Annotated in this window: 9 protein-coding genes (1 of these 9 only partly in view); 5 read left to right on the top strand and 4 right to left on the bottom strand. The window is 61.9% G+C overall.

Going from position 1 to position 17,982, the window contains the following annotated elements; genetic code table 11:
- Positions 1 to 251 precede the first annotated feature (251 nt).
- The 4 genes from ACM6IV_RS06970 (at position 252) to ACM6IV_RS06955 (ending at position 5,585) form a co-directional block, all read left to right on the top strand.
- Positions 252 to 1,502: an MFS transporter gene (locus tag ACM6IV_RS06970; RefSeq protein WP_414869297.1), complete on the top strand. Its 1,251-nt coding sequence runs from the start codon at positions 252 to 254 to the stop codon at positions 1,500 to 1,502.
- A gap of 75 nt (positions 1,503 to 1,577) precedes the next feature.
- Positions 1,578 to 2,084, top strand: coding sequence for a sigma-70 family RNA polymerase sigma factor (locus ACM6IV_RS06965; RefSeq protein ID WP_414869296.1), 507 nt, complete (start codon positions 1,578 to 1,580; stop codon positions 2,082 to 2,084).
- Positions 2,081 to 3,049 carry a FecR domain-containing protein gene (locus tag ACM6IV_RS06960; protein WP_414869295.1) on the top strand — a complete coding sequence of 323 codons (969 nt, stop codon included), beginning with the start codon at positions 2,081 to 2,083 and terminating at the stop codon, positions 3,047 to 3,049. Before ACM6IV_RS06965 ends, ACM6IV_RS06960 begins: the two co-directional genes overlap by 4 nt.
- Positions 3,050 to 3,149: 100 nt before the next feature.
- Positions 3,150 to 5,585, top strand: a complete 2,436-nt coding sequence (locus ACM6IV_RS06955) for a TonB-dependent siderophore receptor (protein WP_414869294.1) — start codon at positions 3,150 to 3,152, stop codon at positions 5,583 to 5,585.
- A 70-nt stretch (positions 5,586 to 5,655) separates the two neighbouring features.
- Here the strand turns inward: ACM6IV_RS06955 and ycaC are convergent, their stop codons facing one another.
- Positions 5,656 to 6,288 carry an isochorismate family cysteine hydrolase YcaC gene (gene ycaC / locus ACM6IV_RS06950; protein WP_007916011.1) on the bottom strand — a complete coding sequence of 211 codons (633 nt, stop codon included), beginning with the start codon at positions 6,286 to 6,288 and terminating at the stop codon, positions 5,656 to 5,658.
- Positions 6,289 to 6,609: 321 nt separating this feature from the next.
- Between ycaC and ACM6IV_RS06945 the strand changes: the two genes are divergently transcribed.
- On the top strand, positions 6,610 to 7,356 hold the full coding sequence (locus tag ACM6IV_RS06945; RefSeq protein WP_414869293.1) for a response regulator transcription factor: 747 nt from the start codon (positions 6,610 to 6,612) through the stop codon (positions 7,354 to 7,356).
- 430 nt (positions 7,357 to 7,786) lie between these two features.
- Here the strand turns inward: ACM6IV_RS06945 and ACM6IV_RS06940 are convergent, their stop codons facing one another.
- From ACM6IV_RS06940 to ACM6IV_RS06930, 3 genes are all read right to left on the bottom strand, one after another.
- Positions 7,787 to 9,745: a MacB family efflux pump subunit gene (locus ACM6IV_RS06940; protein ID WP_414869292.1), complete on the bottom strand. Its 1,959-nt coding sequence runs from the start codon at positions 9,743 to 9,745 to the stop codon at positions 7,787 to 7,789.
- A 2-nt stretch (positions 9,746 to 9,747) separates the two neighbouring features.
- Complete coding sequence (gene macA / locus ACM6IV_RS06935; RefSeq protein WP_414869291.1) at positions 9,748 to 10,896, bottom strand: macrolide transporter subunit MacA; 1,149 nt, start codon at positions 10,894 to 10,896, stop codon at positions 9,748 to 9,750.
- Positions 10,897 to 10,962: 66 nt separating this feature from the next.
- A protein-coding gene (locus tag ACM6IV_RS06930; protein WP_414869290.1) for a non-ribosomal peptide synthase/polyketide synthase crosses the window boundary here: on the bottom strand, positions 10,963 to 17,982 show its 3' end. Its footprint extends 10,809 nt past the window's final position; the window shows 7,020 of its 17,829 coding nt (coding positions 10,810–17,829); its start codon lies off the right edge, out of view; it ends in the stop codon at positions 10,963 to 10,965.

The raw sequence follows: 17,982 nt of genomic DNA, 5'->3' as shown, positions 1-17,982 counted from the left end.
GGAAAGTCCGGTTTCCCGTTCCGGCCGTTACTGATCCAGGGCAATAACGGCGGTCGTATGTCCTCGACCGGCGCAAGGATACAAGTAGCGCGTTGAACGCGCAGCAACCGCGTGACGGAACGTCGTTTTCAGCCCTTGGCGTTGTTTCGCAGCGACACGGCGGCGGTCTGCAACTTATATTCATGGCCGCAGGTCATTAGGCTTGCTGAGGTTGAATCCATCCGCAGACCTCCAATAATGAAGACACCGCCGTGGCCGCTGACCTCGATCGCCGCAACAACCTGTCACTGGACAGCCTGAATTTTTTCCTCGCTGATGTGCGCGACGGTCTCGGACCCTATCTGGCCATTTACTTGTTGGCGGTGCATCAATGGGAGCCGGCCAGCATTGGTCTGGTGATGACCATTGCCGGCGTCGCCGCGCTGATCACCCAGACACCCGCCGGCGCCTGGGTCGACAACAGCCGGCGCAAGCGTGCGTTGATTGCCATCGCTGCGCTGGTGGTGACCGGAAGCTGCCTGTTGCTGCCGTTCGTGACGTCGTTCACTTGGGTAGCGTTGACCCAAACCTTGAGCGCAATGGCTGCGTCGATATTCGCCCCGGCGATTTGTGCGATCACCCTGGGCATGACCGGGCCACGGGCGTTCACCCGGCGCACCGGGCGCAACGAAACCTTCAATCACGCCGGCAACGCCTGCGCCGCCCTCCTCGCCGGTGTGTTCGCGTATCTGTTCGGCCCGGTGGCGGTGTTCTATTTGATGGCAGCCATGGCTTTGGCCAGCGTCATTGCCATCGCCTGTGTTGCGCCAGCAGGCATCGATCATGATCTGGCGCGCGGATTGGACCCGGCCGACGCCGGGCATCGCCAGCCTTCCGGTTTGTCGGTGTTGCTGAGCAACCGGCCGCTGTTGCTGTTCGCCATTTGCTGCGCACTGTTCCATCTCGCCAATGCGGCGATGTTGCCACTGGTGAGTCAAAAACTCGCGCAAGCCAATTTGCAGATGGCTACGCCACTGACCTCGGCCTGCATCGTCGCCGCGCAACTGGTGATGGTGCCAGCGGCATTACTGGTCGGGGCGAAAGCCGATTTGTGGGGACGCAAACCGCTGCTGCTGGCCGGTTTTCTCATCCTGCCGTTGCGCGGCGTGCTCTACACGCTGTCGGACGATGCCTATTGGCTGGTCGCGGTGCAGCTGCTCGACGGCGTCGGCGCGGGTTTGTTCGGCGCCTTGTTTCCGATCATGGTCAAAGACCTCACCCAGGGCACCGGCCACTTCAACATCAGCCTCGGCGCACTGACGACTGCCTTCGGACTCGGCGCGGCACTGAGCAACGGCCTCGCCGGATTCGTGGTGCAGGAGTCTGGTTACAGCGCGGCGTTTCTGACCCTGGCCGGTATTGCGGCGGTGGCGGTTGTGTTGCTTGGGATCGGGGTGCCGGAAACCCAGCGCAATGGCCGGCGGCCCGACAGTGGCGCAGTGGTGGTCAACGCTGAATCCTGAAGGCCCGATTGCACTGACTCTCTGCGCACGGCTAATATTGAGATGTATTCTCACTAACATCCGGAAAGCCCACCCGTGCACTCTCCTTCGTCCAGCAAGCTGGGATTCTTTTTCAGCGATCATCATCGTTGGCTGCTGCAGCACATCAATCGACATCTGCGTAACCACGCGGACGCCGAGGACACGGCTGCCGATACGTTTTGCCAGTTGCTGGTGGCGCGTGTCGATCCGGACAGCATCGAGCAACCGCGCGCTTATCTGTCGACCATTGCCCGACGGCTGATGTTCGACCGTCATCGGCGGCGCAAGCTTGAACTGGCCTACCTCGAGCGCTTGTCGGCACTGCCCGAGGCACTGGCGCCCTCGCCCGAGGAACAGCTGCAACTGATTGAAGCGCTGGTCGCCATCGACCGCGCCATCGACGGTTTGCCTTTGATCGTCAAAACCACCTTTCTCTACAGCCAGCTGGATGGTCTGAGCTACGTGGCAATCGCACAGAAACTGGGGCTTTCGGAGCGCACGGTCAGCCGCTACATGAAACAGGCGTTGCGTCAGTGTTATCTGTGCGAGATGGCGCCATGAGCAAGCCGCGCCTGGATGCAGTCAGCGAACAAGCCATCGACTGGATGGTCAGACTTCGCGCCGGTACGCCTGATGCAGCGTTGCAAGAACGCTTCAATGCGTGGCTGGCGATGGACCGGGCGCACAGTCAGGCTTTCGAGAAATTGCAGGAACGTCTCGCTGGCTCGTTCAACACTGTTCGCGCGCTGGAACGTCGCTTGCCCGGACAGGCCGGTGAGGCTCGCCAAGTGCTTTTGCAGCCACAGGCTTCGCGCCGCGACGCACTGCGCGCAATTGCCGGCCTCGGTCTGCTCGGTGGCAGCCTGTGGCTCGGAAGCAAAAGCCGGTTCGGCGAGTCGCTGCTGGCCGATTTGCATACCGGACGCGGGCAGCGGCAAAGCTTCAATCTGGCCGATGGCAGTCGCCTGAGCCTGAACGCTGACAGCGCCGTGGACCTGCGCTTCGATGGCCTGCAACGCGTGGTCATTCTGCGTCACGGTGAGTTGGTGATCGATGTCGCCCCCGACCCGGGCCGGCCGCTGATCGTGCGCACTGCCGAGGGCGAAATGCGCGCGTTGGGCACGCGCTTCCTCGTTGCTCAGGAGCAAGACGCCAGTCGTCTTGTAGTGTTGCAGCATTCGGTCGAAGCCCGACTGTTCGACGGCACCGCACAAGTGGTCGGGGAAGGTCAGTCGGTGCTGCTCTCTCCTCGCAGCATCACGTTCGCTAGCGGCGATGAGCAGCGCCGCGCCGATTGGCTGAACGGCCGATTGAACGTGCTGGATGAATCCCTGGAAAAAGTGGTCGATGCCTTGCGCCCCTACAGTCGCGGTTTCGTGCGCGTCGCCCCTGAAGTACGAAATCTGCGCGTACAAGGCGTGTTCCCGCTCGACGACCCACAAAAAACCCTCGCGGCATTGGCCGAAACTCTGCCGATTCGGGTCGATCACTACAGCCCGTGGCTGACGTTGATCGGTAAAAAGTGATGCCGGGAAAATATTTTATGAAAACCATTCTTGTTTGTGTCCGGTTTTCATTTCTCATCCGACTTATCTCCTGACACTTTCACAAAAACAGGAGAACGTTGTGTTCAACTCGTGGCCCCGTACCCTTTCCGTCGCTGTTGCACTGGCAACGCTGACGACTTCAGCGCTGGCGCAAGACCTCACGTTCAACCTGCCGGCCGGCCCGCTCGCCAGCACACTCAACGCCATTGCCGGCCAGAGCGGGCAGATCATTTCGCTGGAGCCGGCGCTGGTGCAGGGTAAACGTGCGCCAGCGGTCATCGGGCAAATGCCGGCCGAGCAAGCGCTGCAAAAGGCGCTGGCGGGCAGCGGTTTGCAGCTACGGGTCACGGGGCAAGGCAACTTCAGTGTCGAGCCCGCCATCGACAACAGTGCGGCACTGCAACTGGAGGCCACCAACATCGTTGAACGCAGCTTTGACGCCACCACCGAAGGCTCGGGCTCTTACGCCGCGCGCGCCGTGACCATCGGCAAAGGCACGCACACGCTCAAGGAAATTCCGCAATCGGTCACGGTGATGACCCGCAAACAGATGGACGATCAGGACCTCGTCGATCTCAAAGACGCGGTCAACAAGACCACGGGGTTAGTCGGCCTGCAGGGCGTCGGCAAAGGCATGATCATTACCTCGCGCGGTTTTCAGATCGATGACTGGCAGTACGACGGCGTACCGATCCCGCGCAACACCTACGCGCTGGGCAACTGGGCCACACAGGATCTGATTTTCTTCGATCGACTGGAAATCCTGCGCGGTGCCTCCGGCCTGCTGCAAGGCACCGGCAGCCCCGGCGGCGCGATCAATCTGGTGCGCAAGCGCGGCCAGGACGCGCCCACCGTGACCCTCACCGGCAAGGCCGGTTCTTGGGATCACTACGGCCTGCAACTGGATGCCGGTGGCCCGCTGAACAGCAACGGCACGATACGCGGTCGCTTTGTCGCCGACGAAGACCAGAGCCAGTCGTTCGTCGATTACGAATGGAGCAAAACCCACTCGCTTTATGGCGCACTGGACTTCGATCTGCGCGACGACACCACCCTCGGTCTGGCCATCAGCAACTCCGATGGCGAGTCACGCCCGATGATCCGTGGCCTGCCCCGCTACGCCGACGGCAAGCCGCTGAATGTGCCGCGCTCGACCTACGGCGGCGCGCGCTGGAACCATCTGGACATCGACGTCACCACGCTTTATGCCGATCTGGAACACCGCTTCAACGACGATTGGGCATTCAAGGTCGGCGCAGTGCGCATGGACGAAACCAACAAGGGCAAAAGCCAGCGTCTGCAAACCAGCGGCGACGGTATCAACGCCGATGGCAGCGGCATTCAGTATGCCGATTTCGTCACCGATTTCGACGCGACCAAGCTCGGCCTCGACATGAACGTCACCGGCCACTTCGACGCCTTGTCCATGGCCCATGAAGTGATGCTCGGCGGCAACTACTCGAAATACACCAGCGACGACAAAATCGCCCGAACCTTCAACAACAACACCACCGATACCATTTTCGACATCGATCACGATCGACCGGACATCAGTTACGAAGGGATTCTCAACACACCGGGCGGTCAGGCCACCCCGAGCAAATACGAGATCCGCCAGAAAGGCCTGTATGGCAGCTGGCGGATCAAGCCGATCGATCCGCTGACCCTGGTGCTCGGCTCGCGCGTCAGCTGGTATGACTACAGCTATCAGTACGCGACGCAAAGAGCCTTCAACGCGGCGATCGCGCAACCGGACAGCACCGTGACGGAAACCGGCGTGGTCACACCGTACGCCGGCATCGTCTACGACTTGAGCCGCGAATGGGCGGTGTACGCCAGCTACACCGATGTGTTTGAGCCACAGACCAACCGCGACGCCAGCGGCGCCACGCTTAAACCCGTGGTCGGCAGCAACTATGAAATCGGCCTCAAGGGCGAATTGATGGATGGCCGGGTAAATACCTCGCTGGCGCTATTCCGCTATGACCAGGAGAACCGCGCCATCAACGACCTCGCGTCGGGCATGGTCTGCGATGGTTGGTATTGCTCCAACGCCGCCGGCAAAGTCCGCAGCCAGGGGATCGAAGCCGAGATCAGCGGCGAAGTCCTGGATAATTTGCAACTGTTTGCCGGCTACACCTATAACACCACCAAATACCTCGATGACCCGGACAATGAAGGCAAAGTCTTCAGCACCTGGACGCCGAAACACATGCTGCGGGTCTGGGGCGATTACCAGTTCAGCGGCGACTGGGAACGTGTCAGCACAGGTCTGGGCTTCACCACCCAGAGCCATACGCTGGGTTACGAACACACTTACGATGTCGGCGGTTACACCGTGTGGAGCGCCCGCCTCGGCTACCAGTTGAGCAAGGAAATCGGCCTGGCGGTGAACGCCAACAACCTGTTCGACAAGCGCTACTACGCCTCCGCCTACAATCAGCTTAACGGCAACAACAACTTCGGTGACCCGCGCAATGTGATGTTCAGCGTGAAGTACACGCCCGAATTTTGAGGACAGCGTTAACTGCAAAAACAGAAAGCCTGCTTTTCAAAGCAGGCTTTCTGTTTTGGGTCGCGCAGGCTTACTTCTGCTGAGCGGTCAGCGCCGAGTAGCTGTTCATCAGGTTGCGGTAGTTGGGGATACGCTGCGACAGCAGATTACCCAAGCCTTCAATGTCGTTGCGCCAGTCGCGATGCAACTCACAGGCCACCGAGAACCAATTCATCATCTGTGCGCCAGCCTGAGTCATGCGGCTCCACGCTGCCTGTTGCACAGTGGTGTTGAAGGTGCCGGACGCGTCGGTGACCACAAACACATCAAAGCCTTCCGCCAGCGCCGACAAGGTCGGGAACGCGACGCAGACATCCGTGACCACACCGGCAATGATGATCTGCTTGCGCCCGGTAGCTTTGATCGCCTTGACGAAATCTTCGTTGTCCCAAGCGTTGATCTGGCCTGGACGGGCGATGTACGGCGCATCCGGGAACATCTCTTTCAACTCCGGCACCAGCGGGCCGTTCGGGCCTTGTTCGAAACTGGTGGTGAGGATGGTCGGGAGTTCGAAGAACTTGGCCAGATCGGCCAGGGCCAGCACGTTGTTCTTGAACTCGTTTGGCGAGAAATCCTGCACCAGAGAAATCAGGCCGGTCTGGTGGTCTACCAGCAGCACGATGGCGTCGTCTTTGTTCAGGCGGTTGTAGGTTGGAGTGGTCATGGTGGGCGTCCCTTTTCGATGTTGGAAAGTTGTTGTTGCGTTCAAGTTGTGTACAGGTTACTGACGCATCGAGAAGGGATAAATCGGCTGAAACGTGTTTAACCGTCAACCGGAACAGGACAATCCATAACCAGTACTGTTCGTCTTCCCGCTTTGAAGCCAGCAGAGTCGCGGTTATTAGCTAATAACACCTTCATTAAACCGTCGCTCAAACGTTGTACTAGGATAGGATCCAAGTCTGCGGTGTTTCGTCGACCAAGGAGATCGTCGACGGTGCTGCAGACGTTTTTTGAATGAACGCCTCTCAGGGATGACACGCACATGAATTCACACTTGTTCCCCCACATCGGCAAGGTCATCGCCAGCACCGGTAGCCGGCATTTTCCGCGCATGCTGCATGACCTGATCCTGACGCAACTGGCGGTAGACGCCACGCACATCCGGCAGATGCGTGTCGAACCGGTGGGCCGCGCGTCGAGCCGCAATGAGCCGGAGCCGCTGAAAGAGCCGGCCCTGCTCGCCGAAACGGTGTTTTCCGAACACAGTGCGGCGGCCCACCACTTACAAAGTCCGCCGGCCGCGACCAGCGCGGACGCCTCGCAACTGCACCTGACCCGGCGCAAGGACGGCTACCGCTACGTGATTTCGGTGTACCGCAACGGCGAGTCGCAGCGCTTTTCCGCGCAGGAGCGCAGCCTGTTGCAGGACATCTCCCCGGTGCTGCTGCCGATGGTGGAAAAACACATCACCGCCCTGCAACCGGCCACCCTTGAACCGCAAACCCCGTCCGAAGCCGCCGAAGGCAGCGGCCTGGAAACCTTGCGCCTGCGCTTTGACGAGCGTCTGGAACAACTGGGGCTGAGCCTGTCGAACCGCGAAACCGAAGTGTGCGTCGGCCTGCTCGCCGGCCGCACGGCGCCGGAACTGGCGGAACAATTGGCGTTGAAGGTCAACACCGTGGAAAGTTATCTGAAACGGGCGGCGATCAAACTGGGCATCAGCGGGCGGCATTCGTTGATGCGCTGGATGTATTCACCGCTGGAGGCGTCGGCATCGAGTGCGGCGTGACAAACGTGAGTTCTGGGCACGGCTCTGGATCGCTACCCCCTCACCCCAGCCCTCTCCCCCAAGGGGGCGAGGGGGAAAGGGAGCCGATCTTTGTGCGCTTCAAAACCTGAGTTCGACTCGGTATTTCACGTCGGTATATCTCCAGCAAACACCACGGTCAGTCCCCTCTCCCCCCAAGGGGCGAGGGGGAAAGGGAGCCGATCTTTGTGCGCTTCAAAACCTGAGTTCGACTCGGTATTTCACGTCGGTGTATCTCCAGCAAACACCACGGTCAGTCCCCTCTCCCCCAAGGGGCGAGGGGGAAAGGGAGCCGATCTTTGTGCGCTTCAAAACCTGAGTTCGACTCGGTATTTCACGTCGGTGTATCTCCAGCAAACACCGCGGTCAGTCCCCTCTCCCTCCGGGAGAGGGCTAGGGTGAGGGTGAGCTCTTAATCCCGCGCCAACGCCTCAATCGGATCAAGCCGCGAAGCATTGCGCGCCGGGACAAACCCGAACACAACGCCAATCAGCGTCGAGCACACCACCGCCGTCAGCACCGACGCCAGCGAAAACACCATCTCCCATTCCTTGATAAACACCGAAAACAGGTGACCGATCGCATACGACAGGGAAATACCGATCGCCCCGCCCAACAGGCAGACCATCACCGCCTCCACCAGAAATTGCTGACGAATGTCCGACTGCCGCGCGCCAACCGCCATGCGAATGCCGATCTCGCGGGTCCGTTCGGTCACCGACACCAGCATGATGTTCATCACCCCGATACCGCCGACCACCAACGAAATCACCGCAATCAGTGACAGCAACAACGCCAGCGAACGGCTGGTTTTCTGCACGGTCTGCAGGACGCTGTCGAGGTTGTTGGTGAAGAAGTCCTTGGTGCCGTGGCGTTGCAGCAACAGTTGGGTGACGTGCTCTTCCACGATTTTGCTCGGCTGGCCGTCCTTCATGCGCACGCTGATGCTGTCCAGATAACGCTGGCCCAACACCCGCCCGGCCGCTGTTTCGTAGGGCACCCAGACGTTGAGGGTCTTGCCCGAGGCAAACAGGCTTTTATCTTCGGCGGCCACACCGATCACCGTGCACGGCAAGTTGCCGATCAGGATTACCTGGCCCAACGGATCGACGTCCTGCCCGAACAAACGCTGACGGGTGTTGTGATCGATGACCACCACCTGTGCCTGGCGCCGTGCATCGTTTTCGCTGAACGGGATACCGGCGGCCATCTTGATCCCGCGCACCTTGAAGTACTGGTCGCTGACGCCGTTGACCTGCGCATCCAGGTCGATATTGCGATAACGCAGCAACAGGCTGCGGCCGATCATCGGCGTGGCGCTGTCGACGTAATACAGCTGATTCAGCGCGGTGACATCAGCAGGCGTCAGGGTTTCGATGGCCGCTGCACGTTTGTCGCCGTAACTGCTGCCGGGATAGACATCGATGGTGTTGCTGCCAATCGCGGCAATGTCCTTGAGCACGTAGTTCTTCGCGCCCTCCCCAACCGCGGAAATCGACACCACCGAGGTGATGCCGATGACGATGCCGAGCATGGTCAGCAAGGTGCGCATGCGATGGGAAATCAACGCCACCCAGGCCATGGCGAACGCCTCTTTGAACAACCCGAGGCTGGCCACCAGGCGTCGTGAGGCGGTGGCTTTCGGGACCACCGGTTCTTCGTTGAGCAGCTGTGTGGTGTCGCGTTCGTTCACGCGGTCGCTGAGGATTTCGCCGTCGCTGACTTCGATGATGCGCTCGGCGTTGGCCGCGACTTTCGGGTCGTGGGTGACCAGAATCACCGTGTGCCCCGCCGCGTGCAACTCCAGGAGGATGCGCATCACCTCCTTGCCGCTGGCCGTGTCGAGGGCGCCGGTCGGTTCGTCGGCGAGGATCACTTCGCCGCCGTTCATCAAGGCCCGGGCGATACTCACGCGCTGCTGCTGACCGCCGGAGAGCTGACTCGGCCGATGCGTCAAATGCCCTTCCAGACCCAACCGCGCCAACAACTCACGGGCGCGGGCATGGCGCTGAAGCTGTGGCGTACCGGCGTAAATCGCTGGCATCTCGACGTTGTGCATCGCGCTCAAATGCGGCAGCAAGTGGTAACGCTGGAAGATGAAACCAAAGTAATCACGACGCAGTTCGGCCAGCGCCTGATTGTCCAGATCGCGGGTTTCCTGGCCGTTGATCTTGTAACTGCCGGCGGTGGCGTAATCGAGGCAACCGAGGATGTTCATCAAGGTGGATTTGCCGGAGCCGGAAGCGCCAATAATCGCCACCATTTCCCCGGCATTGATCGTCAGATTGATGTTCTTCAGCGCGAGAAATTCGCGGTCACCGGCGGTGAAACTGCGGGTGATACCGGTGAGCTGTAACAGTGGTTCCGTCATGCTCAGGCCCCCGCCACATTGGTCAGCGGATCACCGATCACCACGCGATCGCCTTCCGTCAGGCCAGCGTTGATCTGCACTTTGACGTTGTTGTTGATCCCGGTCTGCACATTACGGGACTGCGCGTGGCCCTTGGCGTCGAGCACCCGCACCGGAAAACTGCCATCGGCATTGCGCGGCCCGAGCGCCGCCACCGGCACGGTCAGCACCGACTTGGCGGTGTCGAGGACAATGCGCACCTGCGCTGTCATCGAGATGCGCAGGCGATGGTCGGGATTGGGCACCTCGAACAAGGCGTTGTAGAACACCGCGCTGTTCTGCTTCGGTGTGCCGGCGGGCGGGGTTTCGAGAAAGTTCTGCGGCGCCGGTTCGGTGCCGCGCAGCTTGCCGTAATAACGCTTGTCCTCGCCAAGAATGGTGAAGTACACCTCCTGCCCCGGAGCGATATGAATCACATCGGCTTCGGACACCTGCGCCTTGACCGTCATGGTGTCCAGATCCGCCAGCTTCAGCAGGATCGGCGCCAGTTGGTTGGCGATCACGGTCTGGCCTTCCTGAGTCACTACGCCGACCACATCGCCGTCGATCGGCGCGACGATGCGCGTGTAGGCGAGATTGACCTTGGCGGTGTCGATCTGGATGTGTGCACTTTTGATCTGCGCATCCAGCGACATCAGATTGGCCTGTTGCACCTGATAATCCGACTCGGCGGTTTCAAAATCCTGGCGCGAGATCGACGCATCGTCCTGCAAGTTCTTGTAGCGCTCGTAAATCGCTTTGGTCTGCCTGAGCTGAGCCTGGGTAGCGCGTTTTTGCGCTTGCAGGTTTTCTTCATCGACCTGGGCCTGACGCAGGGTGTTCTGCAACACCAGCGGATCGATTTCCGCCAGCCACTGCCCTTTCTTCACCTTGTCGCCGACCTTGACCTTGAGCGACTTCAATTGCCCCGACACTTGCGCACCGACATCCACTTGCTTGATGCCTTCGAGCAATCCGGTGGCGAGTACGGCGTTTTCAATATCACTGCGTTCCACCGGGGCAGTCAGGTACTGCGGCGCCTCGGCCGGTGCCTGCACCGCGTAGAACGCCAATCCCGCCACTGCCACCAACGCCAATCCCATACCGACTTTGCGCAACTTCGACTTTTCCATAAATGACCACAAGTCCGTTCAGGGGTGAGCCCGGCCAGCGGCCGGACTCTGGTAGATAAACAACAATCAGGACAGCACTTGGCCGGCCGGCACTTTCAGGCCGTCATGCCACCACGCTGCGAGACTGAAGACGTTGGGCGCCTTGAGAATCGTGAAGTGGTTGCCCGGCCCGTACCACACCGCCAGATCCGCAACGTGGCGCTGCCAGCCTTCGACCATTGCCGCTTGCTCGCGCTGATTGCCCCACGCATCCAGCGTCGGGTCATCGACCAGCGCCAGCCGCACCGGCCCGGTGTAGGCCAATTGCGGTTGATAGACCGTGCGCAGCGCCGTGGCGAAGGTGCGCACCGGGCCGTGCATCGCATCCGGCGCGGCGCGCTCCGACAGCACGCCGGCGTGCACCATCCCGGCATGCAGCAGGCGCATTTGCGTAGCGTCATCAGCGTCGGCGAACACCTGCGGATCGATCTCCAGGGACTTGCCACTGGACAGTTGCAGGGTGTCGATCAAGCGTTCCAGTGCCGCCGTGCCGGTGTACGGTTTGCCCGCCGTGCCGTTGCCGCCCGGCGCTTCGCTGTCGATCAACGTCAACGACGCCACCTCGCGCCCGGCCGCTTGCAACTGCGCCGCCATGGCATGCGCCACCCACCCGCCAAAGGAATGGCCGATCAGGTGCACCGGGCCTTGCGGGTAAACCTGCGCGATGGCTTGCAGGTAGAACGCAGCAGCGGCCTCGACCTGACTGTGCGGCACACTGCTGCCGTCCAGCCCGCGCGGTTGCAGGCCGATGATCGGCCATTCCGGGCCAATCGCTTCGGTCAGATGAATGAACCCGGTGACACTGTCGCCCGCCCCCGGCACGCAGAAAATCGGCGCATGCCCCACGTGTCCGCTCTGGATCGTCAGCAACGGCTGATACACCGCCGTGGCGGGCGCGACTACCGCCTCAAGTGCCTGAGTGATGGCCTGCCCCAACGCCTGAATATGCGGGTTTTTCATCATGCTGCGGTGATCCCCGGGGATATCGATGCACTGCAACAGACGACTGTCGAAGCGCTCCTCCCAACCGCGTGTCGGGCTTGGCGAAGACTGCCCGTCCATCAGCCCCTGAGCGCGGAACAGATGAATCGTCTGGCTCGCCGGGCTGACCCGGTAATGCGCCAAGGCCAGACGATGCGCCGCTTCGCGATCAAAGTAATGCCAGGCATCCGCTGCGCTGACCGTGGCCAGTTCCGGATCGGTCAGTTGCTGCACCTGGCAACGCTGGAACAACGCGTGGAAATCCAACGGGTCCATTTCGGCTTCCAGAGCCTCGACCGCCGCCAACGCGGCGGCGCCATCGGCACCGAGCATCAGCGCACGCCCCCGGCAATGCCCGAGCAACTGGCGCTTGTCGAGATCCTTGCCGCTCCACATCGCCTTGTCCTGAGCCAGTGAGTTGGGCGCGTAGCTGTCGAGCAGGCCGATGAACTCCACTGCTTGATCCTGACCCAGCAATTGCTGGGCGACCTCATGGGCCAGTACCCCGCCGAACGACCAGCCCGCCAGACGATACGGCCCGTGTGGCTGTACTGATCGGATGATCCCGGCCATCCGCGTGGCCATGCATTCGATCGTGCGCAACTGTGGCTGGCCCAGCGGCACGCCGGGCAGGCCGTAAATCGCAAACTCACCGCCAATATGCTGCGCAAGTGTCGGGAAATACACGTCGCGGCCGCTGAATTCATGCACCAGGAACAGCGGAGTGCCACGCTCCCCGGCACGCACCACGACCAGCCCTTCCGGCAGTCCGGCCATTTCGTCCTGAGCGAGCAACGCCGCCGTCGACTCGATGGTCGGGTGTTGGAACAGCTCGGCCAGGGACACCTGCATTGCGCCGCGTTGCAGCAGATTGACCAGCCGCACCGCGAGCAACGAATGCCCGCCCAATTCGAAGAAGTTGTCGTGACGCCCGACCTGCTCGACGCCAAGCACGTCCGCCCAAATCCGTGCCATCGCGGTTTCCACCTCGCCTTGCGGCGCCACATAAGGCCGGTTGATCACCGCGTCTGCACCCGGCTCCGGCAAGGCCTTGCGATCGACCTTGTCGTTGGGGGTCAGCGGCAATGCGTCGAGCAAGACGAAGGCGCCGGGCACCATGTACTCCGGTAAACGCTCCAGCACATGCGCGCGCAGGACCTCCAGGCCTGGCGCTTGCACCCCGGCGCGCACGGTGTACCAGGCGACCAGACGCTCTTCGCGCACCATCACCACCGCTTCGCGGAGCGCCGGATGCTCGATCAGTCGCGCTTCGATTTCACCCGGCTCCAGACGCAAGCCGCGCAGCTTGATCTGGAAGTCATTGCGCCCGAGGAATTCCAGATCGCCGTCGGTGTTGTAGCGCGCCAGATCGCCGGTGCGGTACAGCCGGTCACCGGCCACGAACGGGCTGTCGATGAAACGCTCGGCCTGCATCTGCGGCAAGCCGTGATACCCGCGCGCCACACCCACGCCGCCAATGTGCAACTGGCCGCTGACACCTTGCGGTACCGGTTGATCGTAAGCATCGAGGACGTACAAGCGCGTGTTGCTCAGCGCCTGGCCAATCGGCACCACGCTGTGCGGCACCGGCTGATCCGGTTCAAGCGTCCAGCCGCTGCTGTCGACCGTGGTTTCGGTCGGGCCGTACACGTTGTGCAAACGCACCCACGGCAGGCGATCGCGCACTTGCCGCGCCAGCGCCGCACTGAGTTCGCCGCCACCGTTGAGCACATCGGTCAGGCTGGTGCACTGGCTGACATCGGCCTGCTCGATGAAGTCCTGCAGCAGCGCCGGCACGAACTTGACCACCGTTACGTTGTGCTCACGGATCGCCTGCACCACATACGCCGAATCGCGGTTGCCATCTGGCCGCGCCAATACCAGACGCAGGCCGGAACACAGCGGCCAGAAGATCTCCCACACCGAGCTGTCGAAGCTGAACGGGGCCTTTTGCAGCAACGCACCGTGCTCGGTCGGCGCGCTGATCTGCGACCCCCAATGCACCATGTTGCAGGCGCTGCGATGCTCGATCATCACGCCTTTCGGCAGGCCGGTGGAGCCGGAGGTGTAGATCATGTAGGCGAGGTTCGAGGCGCTCAGGCCCGGCACCTGCAAATCATGATCAGGCAGCTGTTGCCAATGACCTCGATCGAGGTCGATCAAGGTCGTTGCAGGCGAGTCGAACAGCGAACGCGTCGACGCTTGCACCAGCAGCGCGACCGGCGCGCTGTCCTTGAGCATGTAGGCCAGACGTTCCGCCGGGTACCCCGGATCCAGCGGCACATACGCCCCGCCCGCCTTGAGAATGCCCAGCAGACCGACCAGCAGATCCAGCCCGCGCTCAACGCAGATCGCCACCCGTGAATCCGGTTGCACACCGTGTTCGCGCAAGTGATGCGCCAGTTGATTGGCCCGCGTATTGAGTTGGCGATAGGTGAGGCACCCGGCTTCGGACTGCACGGCTATGGCCTCGGGCTTAATCCGCACCTGCGCTTCAAACAAACAGTGCAATGGCTGTTCCAGCGAGCAATCGACTTCGCTGGCATTGAAATCGCTCAGCAAACGCTGACGTTCGTCCTGCGCCAGTAACGGCACCTGCTCCAGCAGCGTTTGCTCATCGCTCACCAGCGCCGCCAGCAAGCGCTGGAAGTAGCCGACGAAACGGCGCACCGTCGATTCATCGAACAACGCCGTGGCATAACGCAGCGAACCGCGAACGCCCTCGGCGCTATCGCCGAGACTCAGCGACAGGTCGAACTTCACGAAGTGGCTTTCCCCCGCCACGCCTTCCAGCGTCAGGTCGCCGAGCTGCAGGCTCGGGCCGTCATTGTTGTCCCAGCTCAGCAGGGTCTGGAACAACGCACTGTGGGCCAGACTGCGCAGCGGTTTGCTGATGTCCACCACGTGCTCGAACGGCAGATCCTGATGCGCCTGCGCCGCCAAAGTCTGCGCCTTGACCCGCGCCAGCAACGCTTCGCCGCTCAACCCGCCCGACGTGTCGATACGCAGGGCCAGGGTGTTGACGAACATACCGATCAAGCCTTCGATCTCGGCGCGGGTGCGGTTGGCCACTGGTGAGCCGATGACCACGTCGGTCTGCCCGGACAGGCGACTGAGCAGCATTGCCCAGGCGCTGAGGATCACCATGTAAGGCGTGACAGCGCGACGTTGGCAAAGCGCTTTCAGTCCGCGACTCAGCGGCGCGCCCAGCACCACGTCGACATGGCTGCCGGCAAAGTCCTGTTGTGCCGGACGCGGGCGATCGGTCGGCAGCGTGAGCAATGCCGGCGCACCAGCGAGGTTCTGCTGCCAGTAATCGCTCTGCTGTTGCAAAACCTCACCGCTGAGCCAACGGCGTTGCCACACCGCGTAATCGCTGTACTGCAGCGCCAGCGCTGGCAGCGGATCTTGCTGGTCCTGGCTGAAAGCCTGATACAACGCCGCCAGCTCACGGGTCAGCACGCCCATCGACCAGCCGTCGGAGACGATGTGATGCAGGGTCAGCAACAGCACATGGTGATCGTCGGCCAGACGCACCAGACGTCCGCGAATCAGCGAATCGCGAGCAAGATTGAACGGTGCACTGGCTTGCTCCTCGATCAGCCCACGCAAGGCGTTGTCGGCCTGTGGGTGCTGGCGCAAATCTTCAACTGACAGCAACAGACCCGTATCGGCCGGCAAGATCAGCACCTGCGCTTGGTCGTCGACCTGAGTGAAGCGACTGCGCAGGGTTTCGTGGCGCTCGACAATGCGCGCCAGTGCCCGTTGCAGCGCGTCTTCATCCAGCCGCCCGCGCAAACGCAGGCCCAGCGGAATGTTGTACGCCGTGTTGCCACCGTCCATTTGCGCGAGGAACCACAGGCGCTGTTGCGCGAACGACAGCGGCAGCGCTTGATCACGCGCTGCCGGCACAATCTCCGGTAACGTGCTGCGCGCGGCCCGGCTCAACACTTGCGCCACGGCCGCCAACTCTGGATTGGCGAACAGTTCGGCCAGGGTCAGCTCGACGTCCAGCTGTTGGCGGACCTGCGACAGCATGCGCATCGCCAATAACGAATGCCCGCCCAACTCGAAGAAGTTGTCGTGTCGGCCCACCTGCTCAACCGGCAACAACCCGGCCCAGATGCGCGCCAGGTTTTCCTCCAGCGCCGTGACCGGCGCCACATAGACCCGGCTGAGCATGGCGGCCTGTGTCGGCGCCGGCAGCGCCTTGCGGTCGATCTTGCCGTTGTTGTTCAGCGGCAATGCCTCCAGTTGCACCCACGCCGTCGGCACCATGTACTCCGGCAAGCGCGCCGACAGTTGAGCGTGCAGCTCAACGCTGTCGAGTTGCCCTGCGTGCGCGGTGTAATAGGCGACCAGACGCGGGGCCTCCTGGGCGTCGCGGCGTGCCAGCACTACGGCTTCCTTGATTCCTGCGCAGTTGAGCAAACGGTTTTCGATTTCTCCCAGTTCGATGCGGAAGCCGCGGATTTTCACCTGATCGTCGTTGCGCCCGATGCAATCGAGTTGCCCCGGTGCCAGCCAGCGCGCGAGGTCGCCGGTGCGATACAGCAACGCACCGGGTTTATCGCTGAACGGATCGCGCAAGAATTTCTCGGCAGTCAGATCCGCGCGGTTCAGGTAACCCAGCGCCACGCCCTGTCCGCCGATATACAGCTCGCCGGTCACGCCCATCGGCACGGGTTGCTGGTGCGCATCGAGCACATACACCTGGGTGTTGGAAATCGGCCCGCCAATCGGCACGCTCTCGGCGTTTTCCGCCACCGCTTGCACTTCGAACGTCGTGGCGTAAGTGGTGGTTTCGGTCGGGCCGTAGCAATGCACGATGCGCAGTTGCGGCGCCTCGGCCAGCAGCGTACGGAACGCCGCCGGATCCCCGCGCTCGCCACCGCAAAGCAGAATGCGCAGGCCTTTGAGCGCCTGCGGAATCAACTGCACGTACTGGTTGAACAGCGCGGTGGTGACGAACAGGATTGTCGCGCCAGTGGCACTCAGTTCGCGGCCAAAGGCCTGCGGATCAAGCAGGGTCTGATGGTCGATGATCACCACGCGACCACCGTTGAGCAGCGGCCCCCAGATGTCCATGGTGCTGGCGTCGAACGCCGGGTTCGAGGCGAACACCACGCGATCCTGCGCATTGAAATCGGCGTAACCGTTGTTGAGCACCAAACGGCCGATGCCACGGTGCGGCACCATCACGCCCTTCGGCGTGCCGGTGGAACCGGAGGTGTACATGATGTACGCCAGCGACTCCGAAGACTGCACAAGATTAGGGTTATGCGTGGGTTGATCGCTGAGTTTCAGCCTGTCCAGATCGATACGCGACGCGGCGTAATCGATGACTTCGCCGCTGAGGGTCAGCAGCGCGGCCGCCCGGCAATCCTCGACCATGAACGCCTGACGTTCGCTCGGCGCATGGATGTCCAGCGGCACATAGGCCGCCGCGCACTTGGCAATCGCCAGTTGTGCCACCAGTAGCTCCAGCGAACGTGGCAGCAGGATCGCCACATGATCCCCCGGTTGCACGCCTTGGCCGATCAGATGATGAGCCAGACGGTTAGCCTGCGCGTTCAGTTCGAAATAACTCAGCGCTTGCGCGCCATGTACCGCCGCCACAGCCTTTGGATGCGCCGCCGCTTGTTGCTGGAAAATCCCGTGCACGGTCAGGGTCTGCGGGTAATCGCGCGCGGTGGCGTTGAACTCGACGAGCAAGCGCTGACGCTCCTCTGCCGCCAATAACGGCACCTGCTCGAGGACTGCGTGATCATCGCTGACCATCGCCTGCAACAGACGCTGGAAGTAACCGACAAAGCGGCGGATGGTCGATTCGTCGAACAACGCCGTGGCGTAGTTCAGCGAGCCGCGAATCACGCCGTTGACCTCGCCCAGGGTCAGCGTCAGGTCGAACTTGGCGACATCGTCCGGCGCTGCGACGCCTTCCAGCGCCAACTCGCCCAGCGCCAGTTGCGGGCCGACGCTGCTGTCCCAGCTCAGCGAGGTCTGGAACAACGGGCTATGGGCCAGGCTGCGCACCGGCCGGGTGATTTCCACCACCTGCTCGAA

It is taken from the genome of Pseudomonas sp. IT-347P (genome assembly GCF_949768005.1).
Classification (GTDB): Bacteria; Pseudomonadota; Gammaproteobacteria; order Pseudomonadales; family Pseudomonadaceae; genus Aquipseudomonas.
Note: the sequence above shows the minus strand (reverse complement) of the source record. Positions and strands in the feature narration are given on the sequence as shown.

Excerpts from the sequence above, each read along its gene's own strand:
- ACM6IV_RS06960 (WP_414869295.1), top strand. The coding sequence starts at position 2,081 with ATGAGCAAGCCGCGCCTGGATGCAGTCAGCGAACAAGCCATCGACTGG.
- macA (WP_414869291.1), bottom strand. The coding sequence starts at position 10,896 with ATGGAAAAGTCGAAGTTGCGCAAAGTCGGTATGGGATTGGCGTTGGTG.
- ycaC (WP_007916011.1), bottom strand. The coding sequence starts at position 6,288 with ATGACCACTCCAACCTACAACCGCCTGAACAAAGACGACGCCATCGTG.
- ACM6IV_RS06945 (WP_414869293.1), top strand. The coding sequence starts at position 6,610 with ATGAATTCACACTTGTTCCCCCACATCGGCAAGGTCATCGCCAGCACC.
- ACM6IV_RS06940 (WP_414869292.1), bottom strand. The coding sequence starts at position 9,745 with ATGACGGAACCACTGTTACAGCTCACCGGTATCACCCGCAGTTTCACC.